General features: G+C 67.5%; 13 protein-coding genes and 1 tRNA gene. 4 read left to right on the top strand and 10 right to left on the bottom strand.

Annotation, left to right across the window (positions count from 1 at the left end):
- The first annotated feature begins 201 nt into the window (after window positions 1–201).
- Window positions 202–3,003: a [protein-PII] uridylyltransferase family protein gene (locus ACTZWU_RS06815; RefSeq protein WP_444736606.1), complete on the top strand. Its 2,802-nt coding sequence runs from the start codon at window positions 202–204 to the stop codon at window positions 3,001–3,003.
- Here the strand turns inward: ACTZWU_RS06815 and ACTZWU_RS06810 are convergent.
- Together ACTZWU_RS06810 and carA are read right to left on the bottom strand one after the other, a co-directional pair.
- Window positions 3,000–5,078, bottom strand: a complete 2,079-nt coding sequence (locus ACTZWU_RS06810) for a glycosyltransferase (RefSeq protein ID WP_444736605.1) — start codon at window positions 5,076–5,078, stop codon at window positions 3,000–3,002. The two genes, ACTZWU_RS06815 and ACTZWU_RS06810, sit on opposite strands and share 4 nt — an antisense overlap.
- A 120-nt stretch (window positions 5,079–5,198) precedes the next feature.
- Entirely contained in the window at window positions 5,199–6,347 is a 1,149-nt protein-coding gene (gene carA / locus ACTZWU_RS06805; protein WP_444736604.1) for a glutamine-hydrolyzing carbamoyl-phosphate synthase small subunit, read from the bottom strand.
- 160 nt (window positions 6,348–6,507) lie between these two features.
- Between carA and ACTZWU_RS06800 the strand changes: the two genes are divergently transcribed.
- Together ACTZWU_RS06800 and ACTZWU_RS06795 are read left to right on the top strand one after the other, a co-directional pair.
- Window positions 6,508–6,969 (top strand): GatB/YqeY domain-containing protein, encoded by a 462-nt coding sequence (locus ACTZWU_RS06800; RefSeq protein WP_304616281.1) that lies wholly within the window; start codon window positions 6,508–6,510, stop codon window positions 6,967–6,969.
- Between the two features lie 49 nt (window positions 6,970–7,018).
- Entirely contained in the window at window positions 7,019–7,207 is a 189-nt protein-coding gene (locus ACTZWU_RS06795) for a DUF3008 family protein (RefSeq protein ID WP_444736603.1), read from the top strand.
- A gap of 15 nt (window positions 7,208–7,222) precedes the next feature.
- On the opposite strand, the gene ACTZWU_RS06790 is transcribed toward ACTZWU_RS06795, so the two are convergent.
- The 7 genes from ACTZWU_RS06790 to ACTZWU_RS06760 form a co-directional block, all read right to left on the bottom strand.
- Window positions 7,223–7,723 carry a DUF2244 domain-containing protein gene (locus tag ACTZWU_RS06790; RefSeq protein WP_444736602.1) on the bottom strand — a complete coding sequence of 167 codons (501 nt, stop codon included), beginning with the start codon at window positions 7,721–7,723 and terminating at the stop codon, window positions 7,223–7,225.
- A gap of 14 nt (window positions 7,724–7,737) precedes the next feature.
- Window positions 7,738–9,414 (bottom strand): cytochrome c oxidase subunit I, encoded by a 1,677-nt coding sequence (locus tag ACTZWU_RS06785; protein WP_444736601.1) that lies wholly within the window; start codon window positions 9,412–9,414, stop codon window positions 7,738–7,740.
- A gap of 186 nt (window positions 9,415–9,600) precedes the next feature.
- A complete protein-coding gene (locus ACTZWU_RS06780) occupies window positions 9,601–10,041 on the bottom strand; it encodes a c-type cytochrome (protein ID WP_444736600.1) in 441 nt (146 codons plus the stop codon).
- A gap of 111 nt (window positions 10,042–10,152) precedes the next feature.
- Complete coding sequence (gene lipB, locus ACTZWU_RS06775) at window positions 10,153–10,797, bottom strand: lipoyl(octanoyl) transferase LipB (protein WP_444736599.1); 645 nt, start codon at window positions 10,795–10,797, stop codon at window positions 10,153–10,155.
- A gap of 9 nt (window positions 10,798–10,806) precedes the next feature.
- Window positions 10,807–11,616: a 3-methyl-2-oxobutanoate hydroxymethyltransferase gene (panB, locus tag ACTZWU_RS06770; RefSeq protein ID WP_444736598.1), complete on the bottom strand. Its 810-nt coding sequence runs from the start codon at window positions 11,614–11,616 to the stop codon at window positions 10,807–10,809.
- A gap of 35 nt (window positions 11,617–11,651) precedes the next feature.
- Window positions 11,652–12,509 carry a pantoate--beta-alanine ligase gene (gene panC, locus ACTZWU_RS06765; protein ID WP_444736597.1) on the bottom strand — a complete coding sequence of 286 codons (858 nt, stop codon included), beginning with the start codon at window positions 12,507–12,509 and terminating at the stop codon, window positions 11,652–11,654.
- A 320-nt stretch (window positions 12,510–12,829) separates the two neighbouring features.
- Window positions 12,830–12,904: transfer RNA gene (locus tag ACTZWU_RS06760), tRNA-Gly, on the bottom strand.
- Window positions 12,905–13,061: 157 nt separating this feature from the next.
- Here ACTZWU_RS06760 and ACTZWU_RS06755 point away from each other — a divergent pair.
- The gene (locus ACTZWU_RS06755; protein ID WP_444736596.1) at window positions 13,062–14,108 is read left to right on the top strand and encodes a DUF5671 domain-containing protein; all 1,047 of its coding nucleotides are present in this window, start codon (window positions 13,062–13,064) and stop codon (window positions 14,106–14,108) included.
- On the opposite strand, the gene uvrA is transcribed toward ACTZWU_RS06755, so the two are convergent.
- Window positions 14,092–16,944, bottom strand: coding sequence for an excinuclease ABC subunit UvrA (gene uvrA, locus ACTZWU_RS06750; protein WP_444736595.1), 2,853 nt, complete (start codon window positions 16,942–16,944; stop codon window positions 14,092–14,094). The genes ACTZWU_RS06755 and uvrA overlap by 17 nt on opposite strands.
- Window positions 16,945–16,972: the final 28 nt, after the last annotated feature.

Below are 16,972 nucleotides of genomic sequence, written 5' to 3'. Positions count from 1 at the left end.
CGGATCATCCTGTCGGGGCAGATCCACCGGTCACCGCTCATCATCCCGGAACTGCGCCATCCATTCGACTGTGATTTCCGATGTAAAAGCCTAGCAACGATTCGTATGCAGGCCAAGTCGAGAAAGGGTTAACGGAATGCGGCGGTTTCGGGTTGCCTGATGCGTTGACGCAAGCGCGCCTTTGTGCGGAAACTGCCGCGCATGAGCTTTGCCGAACGCATCACCCGAACCCCCATCGCCCTTGAACCCGCACGCGGTGCCGAAGCCGTGCAGGCCCTTGGCCTGCCACCCGGCCCGTTGGCTGAACTGATCGCGGGGGCTGCCGGTTCCAGCCCCTATCTGGCCGGGCTGATCCGGCACGAGGGCGATTGGCTGCCCGAGGCGCTGGATCATGACGACGTGGTCGCGCGCGAGACGGCCGGGTTCGAGGATCTCGCCCCCGACGATCTGGGCATCGCGCTGCGCCGCGCCAAAAGACGTGTGGCGCTGATGACGGCGCTGGCCGATCTGGGCGGTGTCTGGCCGCTGGAACAGGTCACGGGCGCGCTGTCCGATCTGGCCGATCGCGCTGTGGATCTGGCCCTTCGCGCCCATGTCGCAGCCGAGGCGCGGCGCGGCAAGCTGCCCGAAACCGCATCCGATGCCGGGGGAATCTTTGCGCTGGCGATGGGCAAGGGCGGTGCGCGCGAACTGAATTACAGCTCTGACATCGACCTGATCGTGCTGTTCGACGAGACCGCCTATGCCCCCGATCAGCAGATGGAGGCGCGCGCCGCCCTGATCCGCGCCACCCGCAAGATGGCCGCGACCCTGTCGGACGTGACGGCGCATGGCTATGTCTTTCGCACCGATCTGCGGCTGCGTCCCGACGCCTCGGTCACGCCGGTCTGCATCTCGACGGCTGCCGCTTTGGCCTATTACGAGGCCGAGGGCCGCACCTGGGAACGCGCGGCCTTCATCAAGGCCCGTGCGGCGGCCGGCAACATCGCGGCGGGCGAGCGGTTCCTGCGCGAGCTGCGCCCCTTCGTCTGGCGCAAGCATCTGGATTTCGCGGCGATCCAGGACGCGCATGACATGCGGCTGCGGATCCGCGACCACAAGGGACTTGGCGGACGGCTGGACGTGCCGGGCCACAACATGAAGCTGGGTCAGGGCGGCATCCGTGAAATCGAGTTCTTCACCCAGACGCGGCAGTTGATCGCGGGCGGGCGCGACCCCTCGCTGCGGCTGCGCGACACGGTGGGCGGGTTGCGGGCGCTGGCGGCGCGGGGCTGGGTGCCATCGGACGTGGCCGAGGAACTGATCGCGCATTACCGCGAACACCGCGACATCGAGCATCGCATCCAGATGGTGAACGACGCCCAGACCCACAGCCTGCCGCGCGATCCGCAGGGGCTGGCGGTCATCGCGGCCCTGTCGTCCGAGGGCGATGCCGACGCATGGTCCGCGCGCCTGCATCAGCGGCTGTCGCGCGTCCACCAGCTGACCGAGGATTTCTTTGCCCCCGGCGAGGGCGCGGCCAGCGCCCCCGATCTGTCGGACGAGGCGCGCGCCATCATCGCGCGCTGGCAGGGCTATCCCGCGCTGCGGTCCGAACGCGCGCAGCAGATCTTTCGCCGGATCGAGCCGCAGCTTCTGTCGCGCATGGCCGCCTCGGGCCACCCGACCGAGGCCTTGGCCCGGTTCGACAGCTTTCTGTCGCGCCTGCCCGCCGGCGTGCAGCTTTTCTCGCTGTTCGAGGCCAATCCGCAGCTGATCGAGCTGATCGTGGACATCTGCGGCACCGCGCCCGCGCTTGCCGGTTATCTGGCGCGTCACCCGGCCGTGCTGGACGGCGTGCTGGCGGGCAGCTTCTTCGCCCCCTGGCCGGGCGCCGAAGGTCTGGCGCGCGACCTGTCCTCGGTTCTGGCGGCGACGCTGCGGGCGCCGCAGGGCGGTTATGAACGCGCTTTGGATGCCGCCCGGCGATGGGCGCATGAATGGCATTTCCGCATCGGCGTGCATCATCTGCGCGGCCTGATCGACGCGGACGAGGCGGCCGTCCAATACGCCGATCTGGCGGATGCCTCGGTCGCGGCGCTGTTCCCGGTCACGGGCGAGGATTTTGCGCGCCGACACGGGCCGCCTCCGGGGCGGGGGGCGGTGGTGCTGGGCATGGGCTCGCTTGGGGCGCGGGCGCTGAATGCTGGCTCGGACCTGGACCTGATCGTGATCTATGACGCGGCGGGGGTCGAAGGCTCGGAAGGGCTGCGCCCCTTGGCCGCGCGGCCCTATTACGCGCGCCTGACGCAGGCGATGATCACGGCGCTGTCGGCCCCCACCGCCGAGGGGCGGCTTTACGAGGTGGACATGCGCCTTCGCCCGTCGGGGCGGCAGGGGCCGGTTGCGACCGCGATCCAGAGCTTCGAGAATTACCAGATGACCGAGGCGTGGACATGGGAGCATCTGGCCCTGACCCGCGCCCGTGTTGTGGCCCGGACAGGCGCCGATGCCGACGCGCTGGCGGCCGCGGTCGAGACGTTGCGGATGCGGGTTCTGACCACGCGCGGCGGCGATGCCCGCGTCATGCCCGATCTGGCCGAGATGCGCGCCCGCATCTTCGCTGCCCGCCAGCCCGATGGCCCATGGGAGGCCAAGGTCGGCCCGGGCCGCCTTCAGGATATCGACCTTCTGGCCCAAGCTTGCGCGCTCAGGGCAGGGCAGCCTGTCAGGGCCACGCTGGCGCAATTGCGCGCCGGTCAGCGGGCCGGGCTGCTGGCGGTGGATGCGGCGGGGCGGCTGGCCTCGATCTGGCGCGCCTTGTGGCGTCTGCACGCTTCGGGACGGCTCTTGACCGACCGCGCGCTGGACATGGAGGCGATCGGTCGCGGCGGGCAATCCTTTCTGCTGCGCGAGACCGGGGCGGCGGATCTGGCGGCCTTGCAGGCCAGCCTGGACAGCCATTCGACCGAGGCGCAGGGCTTGATCGACGCCGAAGCACCGGTCGAGGCGCCGACTGTCTAGCCTGCCAGCCGCTGCGCGGTGGGTGCGACTGCTGGGGCGGGCAGAGGGGTGGGATCTGCCACGACCGTGGGGCGGCGTTCGCCGATCTGGCCCAGCAGGGGCAGTTCGACCGTGCCGGGCAGGGGCGCGGGCGCCGTCTCTGCCGCCTCGACATAGAGGCCATGCGCGGTCTTGTCCCAGTAAAAGGGCTTGGTCACGACCTCGTAGATCGCCTTCCACCCGGCAAGGCAGCCTAGCGGGAAATAGAGGTGCATCCCCGGCACCCAGGGCAGCAGATGCCGGTGCTTGGCGCGGCGCACCGCGCGCAGGCCGACGATGATCGACAGCGCCTCGGAGGCGATGAACAGGCCGAACAGAAGCGGGATCGCCCATCCGCCCCACATCCCCTCGAGCGGTGCGCGCAGAGGATGCGGCAGGCCAAGCGCAAGCAGCCAGAAGCTCCACAGGACCGGCGCCAGCAGATATTGCGACAAGGCGCCGAAGAACTGCACCTGAAAGCCCCAGAAGGCCCGCGCGCCAAGCTGACGATACAGCGCGACCGGATCGCGCATATGCACGCCCCAGGTCATCGCATAGCCCTTGAGCCAGCGCGAGCGTTGCTTGACCCAGGGCAGGGCGCGGCAATTGGCCTCTTCGTCGGTGGTGGTCTCGATGATCTGGGTGCGATAGCCGCGCCGGGCCAGACGCACGCCCAGATCGGCGTCCTCGGTCACGTTCCAGCTGTCCCAGGCGCCCACTTCCTCGAGCAGGTGGCGGCGAAAGAACAGCGTGGTCCCGCCCAAGGGCACGACCAGACCCAGCCGCGCCACGCCCGGCAGCAGCACCCGGAACCAGGTCGCGTATTCGATGGTGAAACAGCGCGCCAGCCAGTTGGTGCGGGGGTTGTAGAAGTCCAGCGCGCCCTGAAGGCAGGCCACGTCGGCGGGCGCGAAATGAAAGGCGCGCGCGATCTTGTGCAACTGGTCGGGGTCGGGGCGGTCCTCGGCGTCCCAGATGCCGACGATCTGGCCGCGGCAGAAGTTCAGCGCATAGTTCAGCGCGCGCGGCTTGGTCTTGATCGGCCCGTCCGGCACCCGCACGACGCGGATCCAGTGCGGCAGCTGCGCCCCTTCCAGCGCCCTCGAGGTCACGGCATCGCTCTCTTCGATCACCAGCAGCAGGTCGGTCAGTTCGCGCGGGTAATCCAGCCGCGCCAGCCGGGCGACCAGCTTGCCCGCGACATCGCTTTCCTCGAACAGCGGCACCATGACCGAGATGACCGGCAGGGGGGCATCCATCTCGGGGGGGGTGATTTCGCCGCGCGCGATGGCGCCGGCCAGCCGTCTGTCATCGGCCCGGACGCGCCGCGCGGCGATGGCCGCCATCAGCTTCAGCCCGCTTTGCGTCAGCAGCGTCAGGATCGCCCAAGCGGCCAGCAGCCCCGCCATCGCCACTGGTGCGAGGAACAGCCCCAGCATCACCGCGGTCAGAAGCCCGAGCGCCAGCCGGCTAGTGCGCGCCTGGTTCTGCGTGCGGCAGCTTTCGGCGGCGGGAACACGCGATTCCGCCTCGCGGATCAGGCGGATGCGGCGGGTGTTCAGCACGCCCTCCTGCGCCTGGGCTTCGGTGCAGAGCAACATGCGGACGATGCCGAATTCGGACGGCATGCGCGGCAGAAGGCCTGCGAATTCGTCGGGCCGCGCGGTCGCGATCCACGTGACGCCGCCGATCCGGCGCCATGGCAGGATGCCGTGGGTCAGGCAGAAACCCGCGCCCGCCGCGTCGATCAGGCGGGGATCGCCGGGCGTCTCGGCGGGGTCGATGGTCGTCGTGCGCCATTGCCGCGACAGGGCGCGGGCCAGCGCCTCGGGCGTGACCCAGCCGTGACCCAGCAGGATCTGGCCAAGGCGCGCATTCTCGCGCCGCCGCATGACGGTCGCCTTCAGCAGATTGCCCGGATCGACGGCCCCATCCTCGATCAGGATCTGGCCAAGTGGCGATTCGTGGCGCGGGGCGAGGGTCGGGCCGCCGAACTGGACGCCCTCATCGGCCTGCGAAAGGGCTTCCGGTTCCTGTGCTGCTGCCAAAGATGCCATCGACGAATCCCCGTTGTTTCGTCTGTCGTGGCATGGCGATGTTTAAGAAGCGGTTAAGCGAAGGGGCGGCGTGACCGAAGTCGCGCCGCCCCTGCATCAGGTTCTGTAGCTGTTCCCGTTTCAGCCCCGGCGGTTCTGCATCGATTCCGCAAAACGCTGGAACAGATACAGGCTGTCCTGCGGCCCGGGAGAAGCCTCGGGGTGGTGCTGCACGGAAAAGACCGGGCGATTCTCGACGCGGATGCCGCAATTGCTGCCGTCGAACAGGCTGACATGGGTTTCGATCACGCCCTTGGGCAGGGTCTGCGAATCGACCGCGAAGCCGTGGTTCATCGAGGTGATCTCGACCTTGCCGGTCTCGACGTCGCGCACGGGATGGTTCGCGCCGTGATGGCCGTGGCCCATCTTGACGGTCTTGGCACCAAGCGCCAGCGCCAGCATCTGGTGGCCCAGACAGATGCCGAAGATCGGCAGGTCGCGGTCCAGCAGACTACGGATCATCGGCACGGCATATTCGCCCGTCGCCGCCGGATCGCCGGGGCCGTTCGACAGGAACACGCCCTCGGGCTCATGGGCCAGAACCTCCTCGGCGGTGGCGGTCGCGGGCAGGACGGTCACATCGGCGCCGTAAGCCACCAGCGAGCGCAGGATGTTGCGCTTGGCGCCGTAATCCACCGCGACGACCTTGAACGGCTTGTCGGTCTCGGCGCGGCCGAAACCCTTGGCCCAGTCCCACGCGCCTTCTTCCCAACGATAGCTCTGGGTGCAGCTGACATCGCGCGCCAGGTCCAGACCGACCAGACCCTTCCAGGCGCGGGCCTTGGCGATCAGCGCGGGCAGGTCGAAATTCCCCTCGGGGTCATGGGCCAGGACGACATGCGGCGCGCCCTGCTGGCGGATCGCGCGGGTCAGGCGACGGGTGTCCACGCCGCCGATGCCGATACGGCCGCGCCGTGCCATCCAGACGGTCAGTTCCTCGGTCGCACGCCAGTTCGAGGGCCTGGTCGGGTCCCACCGCACCACCATGCCGGCGGCGACGGGGTCCTGCGCCTCGTCATCCTCGGGGGTGACGCCGGTATTGCCGATATGGGGAAAGGTGAAGGTGACGATCTGGCTGGCATAAGAGGGATCGGTCATGATCTCCTGATAGCCGGTCATCGCGGTGTTGAAGACCAGTTCGGCCACAACCTCTCCGGGGGCGCCGAAGCCCCGGCCGTAAAAGACTGTGCCGTCTGCAAGCACCAGGCAAGCGGTCGGTTTCGTGGCCATGGGGCACCTCTGGTCTGAAATCATCGGGTGAATAGGGGGCGCGCCCCGCAAGGTCAACCCGCCGCAGGGCCTGAGATTGTCGTCAGCTTGAACTGAGGGGCTGCTTGCCTTATGTCGCGCAGGCTCTGGCATGACCAGCATGAAGCAAGGATACCGGATCATGGAACTGCGCGCCCGACTGCAAGACGCCACCAAGCAGGCGATGAAGTCCAAGGACAGCGCCCGTCTGTCCACGCTGCGCCTGATCGGCGCCGCCATCAAGGACCGCGAGATCGCAGCACGGGGCGGAGACGGTGACGGCACCCTGACCGAGGCCGATCTGGTCCTGATCCTGTCCCGCATGGTCAAGCAGCGCCAGGAATCCGCCCGCGCCTATGAGGAAGGCGGGCGCTTGGAACTGGCTGCCAAGGAAGAGCAGGAGATTGGCATCATCCAGGAATTCCTGCCTCGCCAGATGACCGAGGCCGAGACCCGCGCCGCCATTGACGCGGCCATCGCGGATCTGGGTGCGGCTGGGATCCGCGATATGGGCCGGGTCATGGCCGCGCTGAAGGAACGTCATGCCGGGCAGATGGATTTCGGCGCGGCGGGCCCGATGGTCAAGGACCGGCTGCTGGCCTGAAACAATCGGCGCCATGCCGCGTTTCGGGGAGCCAAGCAAAGAGGTTCCCATGGATGCGAATTCCAAGGCGCAGCAACGCGCGGCAGGCGCCGCCCTGTCGGCAAAGCGCGGCGAGACGAAGGTCGGCGACCTTCAGGGCGCATCGCGCGACATGTATGACAGCATGACCGAGGCCGAACTGGAAGAGATGGCCTCGACCGGTCACGACGACCTGCCCGAACACAAGAAAGATGACTGAACGCGAAGGGGCCGGTCACGGCCCCTTCAGTTTGCCGAAGGCGCGGGTCAGCTCGTCACAGAGGGCACGGCGTTCATCGGGGGTCAGGAAGACGCCCAGCTCGATCTCGCGCTGGCCATCGGTCAGGGTCAGGTAGTTCTCGACCGGCCCTTTCCGCAGGCCCGCGCGGACCCAATAGCTGTTGGTCTGCCATTCCCGCACCGGGCGACCCGGATCGCGGCGCGTCACGCGCAGGGTCTGCTGATCCATCACCAGTTCCTCATGCGTCTGGCCGCTGCGATAGGTCTGCTGGATCGCGAACCAGATCCCGCCTACGGCCAGCGCCATGAAGGGCAGAAGCCCCCACAGCACGGCCGTTCCCAGCACCGCCAGAAGTGGCAGCGAGACGAAGGCGACCGTCACGCCGATGAACCAGACGAAGCCCTTGCGCGGCAGCGAACGATGCGGCCACAGGTGCAATTCACGCAAAACGGCCCCGGTTTGATCCGGGGCCGCGTCTTTCCATTCATAGGGCATGAGTATCCCTTGCCTCAGTGCGCGGGGCTGCGATCCCAGTCCTCGCGCTTGGGCAGCTCTTCGAACGTGTGCTCGGGCGGCGGCGAGGGCAGGGTCCATTCCAGCGTGTCGGCATACTCGTTCCAGTAGTTGTTCTCGGTCACGCGCTTGCCGGCGAAGAGGGTGTAGAACACCACGCCGATGAAGAACACGAACGAGGCGAACGACAGGTAGGCACCCCACGAGCTGACGGCGTTCCAGAACGCGTACTCGACCGGATAGTCGATATAGCGGCGCGGCATGCCCTGGCGACCCAGGAAGTGCTGCGGGAAGAAGGTCAGGTTCGCACCGATGAACATGGTCCAGAAGTGCAGCTTGCCCGCCCATTCCGGATACTGACGGCCCGACATCTTGCCGATCCAGTAATAGACGCCGGCAAAGATCGCAAAGACCGCGCCAAGCGACATCACATAATGGAAGTGCGCCACGACGTAGTAGGTGTCATGGTAGACGCGGTCCAGCGGAGCCTGCGACAGGACAACGCCGGTGACGCCGCCCACGGTGAACAGGAACAGGAAGCCGAAGGCCCAGAGCATCGGCGTCTTGAACTCGACCGAGCCGCCCCACATCGTCGCGATCCACGAGAAGACCTTGATGCCCGTGGGCACGGCGATCGTCATGGTGGCCAGCATGAAGTAGGCCTGCTGGGTCAGCGACATGCCGACGGTGTACATGTGGTGCGCCCAGACGACGAAGCCCAGGATCCCGATGGCGGCCATGGCCAGGACCATCGGCAGGTAGCCGAAGATCGGCTTTTTCGAGAAGGTCGCAATGACGTGGCTGATGATGCCGAAGCCGGGCAGGATGATGATGTACACTTCCGGGTGGCCGAAGAACCACAGGATGTGCTGATACAGCACCGGGTCACCGCCACCGGCCGGGTTGAAGAAGTTCGTGCCGAAGTTGCGGTCCATCAGCAGCATGGTGATGGCGCCGGCCAGAACGGGCAGGGCCAGCAGGATCAGCCAGGCGGTGATAAAGACCGACCAGGCGAACAGCGGCACCTTGAACAACGTCATGCCGGGGGCACGCATATTCAGGAAGGTGGTGATGATGTTGATCGCACCGACGATGGACGAGGCACCCGAGACGTGAACGGCGAAGATCGCCAGATCCATCGAATAGCCGCCCTCGTTCGTGGACAGCGGCGGGTAGAGCACCCAGCCCACGCCCGAACCCAGCTGCTGGTTGCCACCGGGGGCCAGCAGCGACGCGATGCCCAGCAGCAGACCGGCCACATAGAGCCAGTAGCTGAGGTTGTTCATGCGCGGGAAGCTCATGTCCGGCGCGCCGATCTGCAGCGGCATGAAATAGTTGCCGAAACCGCCGAACAGCGCCGGGATGACGACGAAGAACATCATCAGGACGCCGTGATAGGTGATCAGCACGTTCCAGAGATGGCCGTTGGGCGTGCATTCGCGACTCGCGTCGGCGATGAAGCGTGCGCCCTCCATGCACATGTATTGCACGCCCGGTTCGTGCAGCTCGAGCCGCATGTAGACCGTGAAGGCCACCGCGATCAGGCCGGCAAGACCGGAGGTGAAAAGGTAAAGAATACCGATGTCTTTGTGGTTAGTGGACATGAACCAGCGGGTAAAGAACCCGCGGGTGTCATGGTGCTCGCCGTGGCCGTGTGCGGCTGCGTCTGCCATACCCGAACTCCCTCAAGATTCCGTCAGGCCGGCCTGGCAGACCGGCATAATCACGCTTTCTTTAGACCAGAGACCCCGACCGGGCAATGCGTCACGATGGTCTGATCGGCCCGATAGCGCCGGAAGGTTGCATCTTTCCGGGGGCGGGGGCCGGGTTTGGCTGCGACGGGACGCCGCAGCCTCTTGTCACTGGGCCGCCGGAGCGTCCGGCGAGACGCTGGTCAGGTAGGCCGCGATGTCCTCTTGCCCGCGATTGAGCTTGAACGTCATCTTCGAGCGCGCCGAGCCGTTGCCCGATTTCTCGCGCACCCAGGCCTGGGGGTCGGTGACATAGGCGGCCATTTCCTCCTCGGTCCAGACGAGGTCGGGATTGGCGGCGGCGGCGGCCAGGATGCCCTCGCCGTAGCGGTAGCCCTCGACCGAGGCGATGGGCTGGCCCATGATGTTCCACAGGTTCGGGCCGGTGACGCCGCCCTTGACGATGTCGTTGCCGTCTGCGTCCTGGATCATGTGGCAGGCGCGGCATTTGCGGTATTCGGATTCACCCGCCGCCGCGTCGCCGGCATGGGCGGCGACGGGAAGGCTGAGGGTTGCGCCCATCAGGGCGGCGATCATGGCTGGTTTCATCTTGTCCTCGCTAGACCAGGAAATGCGGTCTTCCGCAGGGTATCCTACAGGGCGCTGCCGCCGAATCCAGCCACCGATAAGTCGCAGATCCCGTCATTGTGACGCAGGCCGCTATCCCATCACGCGGGCAAAGCTGTCCTGCAGCGCGACATCCAGATCCTGCATCGTCACCGGCAGGCCCAGATCGACCAGGCTGGTGACGCCATGCCCGCTGATCCCGCAGGGCACGATCCCGGCATAATGCGACAGGTCCGGCTCGACATTGATCGAGATGCCATGAAAGCTGACCCATCGGCGCAGCTTGATGCCGATGGCGGCGATCTTGTCCTCGCGCATGGTGCCGTCGGGCAGGGGGGGCTTGTCGGGGCGCGGCACCCAGACGCCCACGCGGCCCGGCCTGATCTCGGCGCGCAGGCCGAACTGCGCCAGCGCGTCGATCACCCAGCCCTCGAGGCCCCCGACAAAGGCGCGGATGTCGCGCCCGCGCCGGTTCAGGTCCAGCATCACATAGGCGACCCGCTGGCCCGGCCCGTGATAGGTGTACTGCCCGCCCCGGCCGGTCGGATGGACCGGAAAGCGGCTGTCCAGCAGGTCGCGCGGGTTGGCGCTGGTCCCGGCGGTATAGAGCGGCGGATGCTCGACCAGCCAGATCGCCTCGGGCGCGCGGCCCTCATGGATGGCGGCGACGCGTTCCTCCATCAGGCGCACGGCCTCGGGGTGATCGGTCAGGCCGGGGGTGACGATCCATTCGACCATGACGCGCCCCTAACGGTAAAGCTGGGCTTCGGCGGGGAAGCTGCGGTCGCGGACGGCGGCGGCATAGGCGGCGATCGCCTCGTCGGCGCGGGGGCCGAGATCGCCGAACTTGCGCACGAAGCGCGGCACCCGGCCTGACAGGCCCAGCATGTCGTCCAGAACGAGGATCTGGCCGTCGCAGCGCGCGCTGGCGCCGATGCCGATGGTGGGGATTGGCACGCTGTCGGTGATGCGGTCGGCAAGCCCCTCGTAGACGCCCTCGACCACGACCGAGAAGGCGCCCGCCTCGGCCACCGCAACCGCATCGGCGACATGCGCGTCCCAGGACGCCTGATCCTTGCCTTGGGTGCGGAAGCCCCCCATGACCAGCGTGGCCTGCGGGGTCAGGCCGACATGCGCCATCACGGGGATGCCGCGTTCGACCAGAAAGCGGATCGTGGGGGCCATGCGCGCGCCGCCCTCCAGCTTGACAGCCGCCGCGCCGGTCTCGGCCAGCACGCGGGCGGCGTTGCGAAAGGCTTGTTCGGGGCTTTCCTCGTAGCTGCCAAAGGGCATGTCGATCACGACCATCGCCCGCGACGAGCCGCGCATCACCGCCTGACCGTGCAGGATCATCATCTCCAGCGTGACGCCGATGGTCGAGGGCAGGCCGTGGACCACCATGCCGAGGCTGTCGCCCACAAGGATGACCTCGGCATGGGCATCGACCAGCGCCGCCATGGGCGCGGTATAGGCGGTCAGCGCGACGATGGGCACCTCGCCCTTGCGGGCGGCGATCTGCGGGACAGTGATCCGCTTGACGGGGGCTTGCGCTGACATGGGCTGGCCTTTCCAGGGATGCGCCGGGGCGCGGGTCAGGGATGCGCCACGCGCTGGTCGATCAGCAGCACGTCGCCGAAGCGGACGGCCAGCAGGATCACCACGGGGCGGGTGGCGTCGGTGACGCGGGACAGGTCGTCGGCGTCGCGGATGTCGATGGACCGGATGTCGGCGCGCGGCTCGGCGCGCAGCGTCTCGCGGATGGCGCGGCGGGCGCGCGCCACGCCCGCGCCCTGGGCGATCAGCGCGGCGCCGCGATCCAGCGCGCGGGCCAGCACGGGTGCGGCGGCGCGATCCTCGGGTGTCAGGCGCTGGTTGCGCGAGGACATGGCAAGGCCGTCACCTTCGCGCATGGTGGGGACGGGCAGGATCGTCACGGGAATGTCCAGATCCCCGACCATGCGGCGGATCAGCGTCAGTTGCTGATAATCCTTTTCGCCGAAGGTCGCCGCATCGGGTTGCACCAGGTTGAAGAGCTTGGTCACCACCGTCGCCACGCCCCGGAAATGGCCAGGTCTGAGCCGGCCCATCAGCATCCGGCCAAGGCCCGCGACCTCGACATGGGTCTGGGCGCCGGGGCGGTAGATGTCGGCGACCTGCGGCAGGAACACCGCGTCGCAGCCCGCGGCCGTAAGCTTGGCCAGATCGCCCGCCTCGTCGCGGGGATAGCGGTCGAGATCCTCGTTCGGGCCAAATTGCGTCGGGTTCACGAAGATCGAGGTGACGACCCGGCCGCCGCCCCGTTCGTCCAGCCAGTCGCGCGCGCGCGCGACCAGCGACAGATGCCCGTCATGCAGCGCGCCCATCGTGGGGACCAGCACGACCTTGCCCCCGGCCCGGCGCCAATCCTGCCGGATCGCCCGCATTTCGGGCGTGCTGCGGATGATCTGCATGGCGCTGTCCTCTGGCCCCCTCGGCGTGGCGCAGAACCTAGCGGCAGGGCCTCGCCGGGGCAAGGTGCCGCACCGCTGCGGTGGTTTGTCGGCGTCACGCAGGGGTGTTCTGACGCGACGTTTCCGTGGTGTTGCGCCGTTCGAACAGGGTTTTCGCGCCGGTCCGTTGTGGCGGGAACCGGTTCGCCTCGACCACATGCCGCAGGGGGGCTTTGCGCCCCCCGTCGCGTTCCACGCGACTCCCCCCCCGCAGGATATTTTTGTGAAGAAGAAGGGCTGGAAAGCAAAAGGCCGGACCTGAACGTCCGGCCTTTTTGTTTTGGAGCGGGCGATGAGATTCGAACTCACGACCCTAACCTTGGCAAGGTTATGCTCTACCCCTGAGCTACGCCCGCACTCCGTACCGTCCGGCTGTTCGCCTTCGGTGAGCGGGGAGATACGAAAGCGCGCGGGGGCTTGCAAGGGCAAAAACGCGCCTCATGCGAAAAAAATCCGGCTTGATCCGGCAGGCGGGCTGGGGTGCCTTGGCGCAGGGTGTTCGAGGGGGGCAGAATGCGCGGCGGTGACAGGCTGGAGGAGTTCCTGCGGGCGGGGCTGGAAGCGGGGCATGGGCCTGAAAGGCTGGCGTCCGTGCTGCGTGAAGCGGGGTGGAGCGAGCGCCGGATCGAGGCCGGGCTGGCCGAATGGCATGTCGAGCCGGGGATGCCGCCCGTGCCGCGCACGGGATCGGGGCAGGCTGGGGCGGGCCCCGCGCTGATGCAGGGCCTGGGTTTTCTGGCGCTGGTCGCGATGTGCTGGCAGCTGGTCCAGCTGGGCTTTCTTCTGGCGGAACATGCGACGCCCGGCCCGGCGCCGGACTGGTCTGGGGCCACGCGGATGCGCTGGCCGATCGCGGTGCTTGTGGTGATGATCCCGGTCTTTTCCGTGCTCCATTTGCGGCGCGATGCCTCGGGCTGGCCGCGGCGCTGGCTGGCGGTGGGTTCGGGCTTTCTGGCGGGGATCGCCTTGCTGGGCAGCGCCGTCGCGGTGGTGCATGCGCTGCTGTCGGGCGATCTGACCGCGCGATTCGCGCTGAAGGCCGCGGTGGTTGTGGTCGTCGCGCTGCTGGCGCTGCTGGTCTATCGGCGAGAGCTGGGCGCGCCGGGCGCCGAGGTCGGGCCGCGCGGCCTGATCGGGCTGGCGCTGGTGATGGTCGTGGCGGGGATCTGGGTTTCGGGCGGGCCGGCGGCAGGCCGGGCCGAGCAGCGTGATCAGGAACGGTGGAGCGATCTGGACGCCATTGCCTTTCAGGCGGTGTGTCTTGCGGGCGAGGGGGTCGCAGTGCCGCCTGTCGTCGCGACCGAGGCCTGCCCTGATCTGCCGAATCTCGTGGATCGGCAGACCGGCGCGCCCTATCGGATCGCGCTGGCGCGGCCGGGGATGGTGCGAATCTGCGCCGAGATGGAGAGCGAGGCGATGGCCCGTCGCCCGTCGCCCGCCGGGCCGGGCTGTCGTGAGGTGATGCTGTCCGACGAGGCCCGGAGGGGGCCGGGGCTGATGCCGCCCGGCGGCGGCATCCTTGCGCCCGATGCCGGTCCGGGCGCTATTCCGCGGCCTTGACGCGCCCCTGCCGCAGCAGCGGGCCAAGATAGCGGCCGGTATGGCTGGCCTCGACCCCGGCGACATGTTCGGGGGTGCCGGTGGCCACGACAAGACCGCCGCCATCGCCGCCCTCGGGGCCGATATCGATGATCCAGTCGGCGGTCTTGACCACGTCCAGATTGTGTTCGATCACGATCACCGTGTTGCCCTGATCGACCAGTTCGTGCAGCACTTCCAGCAGCTTGCGGACATCCTCGAAGTGCAGGCCGGTCGTCGGCTCGTCGAGGATATAGAGCGTTCGGCCCGTCGAGCGGCGGCTGAGTTCCTTGGACAGCTTGACGCGCTGCGCCTCGCCCCCTGAGAGGGTCGTGGCCTGCTGGCCGACCTTGATGTAGCCCAGCCCGACCTGCATCAGCGCGTCCATCTTTTCGCGGATGGACGGGACGGCGGCAAAGAAGGTCTGGGCGTCCTCGACGGTCATGTCCAGCACGTCGGCGATGGACTTGCCCTTGAACTGCACTTCAAGCGTCTCGCGGTTGTAGCGCTTGCCCTTGCAGGTCTCGCAGGTGACGTAGACGTCGGGCAGGAAGTGCATCTCGATCTTGATGACGCCGTCGCCCTGGCAGGCCTCGCAGCGGCCGCCCTTGACGTTGAAGCTGAAGCGGCCCGGCTTGTAGCCGCGCGCCTTGGCCTCGGGAAGGCCCGCGAACCAGTCGCGGATGGGGGTGAAGGCGCCGGTATAGGTCGCGGGGTTGCTGCGCGGCGTCCGGCCGATGGGGCGCTGGTCGATGTCGATGACCTTGTCCAGATGCTCCAGCCCCTTGATCGTCTCGCAGGGGGCAGGGGTCTGGCGCGCGCCGTTCAGGCGAAGGGATGCGGTCTTGAACAGCGTTTCGATGGTCAGGGTGGATTTGCCCCCGCCCGAGACGCCGGTGACGCAGACGAATTTCCCAAGCGGGAAGTCGGCAGTCACGTCCTTGAGGTTGTTGCCGGTCGCCTTGACCACGGTGATCTTCTTGCCGTTGCCCTTGCGCCGTTCGGTCGGCACGGCGATTTCGCGCGCGCCGGACAGGTATTGGCCGGTCAGGCTGGCCGGGTCTGCGGCGATCTCGGCCGGGGTGCCGTGGCTGACCACGGTGCCGCCATGCACGCCCGCCCCCGGCCCCATGTCAAAGACGTAATCGGCGTGGCGGATCGCGTCCTCGTCATGTTCGACCACCAGCACCGAATTGCCCTGATCGCGCAGGTTCATCAGCGTGGTCAGCAGGCGGTCATTGTCGCGCTGGTGCAGGCCGATCGAGGGTTCGTCCAGCACGTAAAGCACGCCGGTCAGCCCGCTGCCGATCTGGCTGGCCAGACGGATGCGCTGGCTTTCCCCGCCCGACAGCGTGCCCGCCGCGCGCGAAAGCGTCAGGTAATCGAGGCCGACATTCACAAGGAAACCAAGCCGTTCGCGGATTTCCTTGAGGATCGCGGCGGCGATCTCGTTCTTCTGTTTCGACAGCTGGTCGGGGGCGGCGCGGACCCAGTCCAGCGCCTCGCGGATCGACAGCTCGACCACCTGCCCGATATGGGCGCCCGCGATCTTGACGGCCAGCGCCTCGGGCTTCAGGCGGTAGCCTGCGCAGGCGCCGCAGGGGCGGTTGTTCTGGTAGCGCTCGAATTCCTCGCGGACCCACTGGCTGTCGGATTCGCGCAGTCGGCGTTCCATGTTGGGGATCACGCCCTCGAAAACGCGGCTGATTTCATAGACGCGGCCGGCATCGTCGAAGCGGAACTTGATCTCGTCCTTGCCCGAGCCGCGCAGGAACATCTGCTGGACGCTGTCGGGCAGGTCCTTCCACGGGGTCTTCTTGTCAAAGCCGTAATGCTTGGCCAGCGCGTTGACGGTCTGGGTCAGATAGGCCGATTTCGACTTGGCCCAAGGGGCGATGGCGCCCTTGTCCACGGACAGCGCCGCGTCGGGCACGACCAGCCGTTCGTCAAAGAACAACTCGACCCCCAACCCGTCGCAGACCGGGCAGGCGCCGAACGGTGCGTTGAAGCTGAACAGTCGCGGCTCGATCTCGGGGATGGTGAAGCCGCTGACCGGGCAGGCGAACTTCTCGGAGAAGGTGATGCGCTGCGGTTCGTCCTCGGCGGTCTCGAGGATGGCAATGCCGTCGGCCAGATCCAGCGCGGTGCGCAGGCTGTCGGCGAGGCGCGTCTCCAGCCCTTCGCGGACGACGATCCGGTCCACGACCACGTCGATGTTGTGGCGGAACTTCTTGTCCAGAGTGGGGGGCTCGTCCAGTTCGAAGAATTCGCCATTCACCTTGACGCGCTGAAAGCCGGATTTCCGCAGCTCGAGGAATTCCTTGCGATACTCGCCCTTGCGGTCGCGCACGATGGGGGCCAGCAGATAGGCGCGCGTGCCTTCCGGCAGGGCCATCGTCCGGTCCACCATGTCCTGCACCTGCTGCGCCTCGATCGGCAGGCCGGTCGCCGGGGAATAGGGCGTGCCCGCGCGGGCGAACAGCAGGCGCAGGTAATCGTAGATCTCGGTGACGGTGCCCACGGTCGAACGCGGGTTCTTCGAGGTCGTCTTCTGCTCGATGCTGATCGCGGGGCTGAGGCCCGAGATGTGATCCACATCGGGCTTGCCCATCATGTCCAGGAACTGCCGCGCATAGGCCGACAGGCTTTCGACATAGCGGCGCTGCCCTTCGGCATAGATCGTGTCGAAGGCCAGCGACGACTTACCCGAACCCGACAGCCCGGTGATGACCACCAGCTTGTCGCGCGGGATGTCCATATCCACGCCTTTGAGGTTATGTTCGCGCGCGCCGCGCACCTCGATGAACTTCTGTTCCATGACCTGTCCCCGGTGATCAGCCGCATGA

Origin of the sequence: Paracoccus sp. NSM (assembly GCF_052379855.1) — a bacterium.
Classification (GTDB): Bacteria; Pseudomonadota; Alphaproteobacteria; order Rhodobacterales; family Rhodobacteraceae; genus Paracoccus.
The sequence above is the reverse complement of the archived record's forward strand: the minus strand, read 5'-3'. Positions and strand labels throughout refer to the sequence as shown.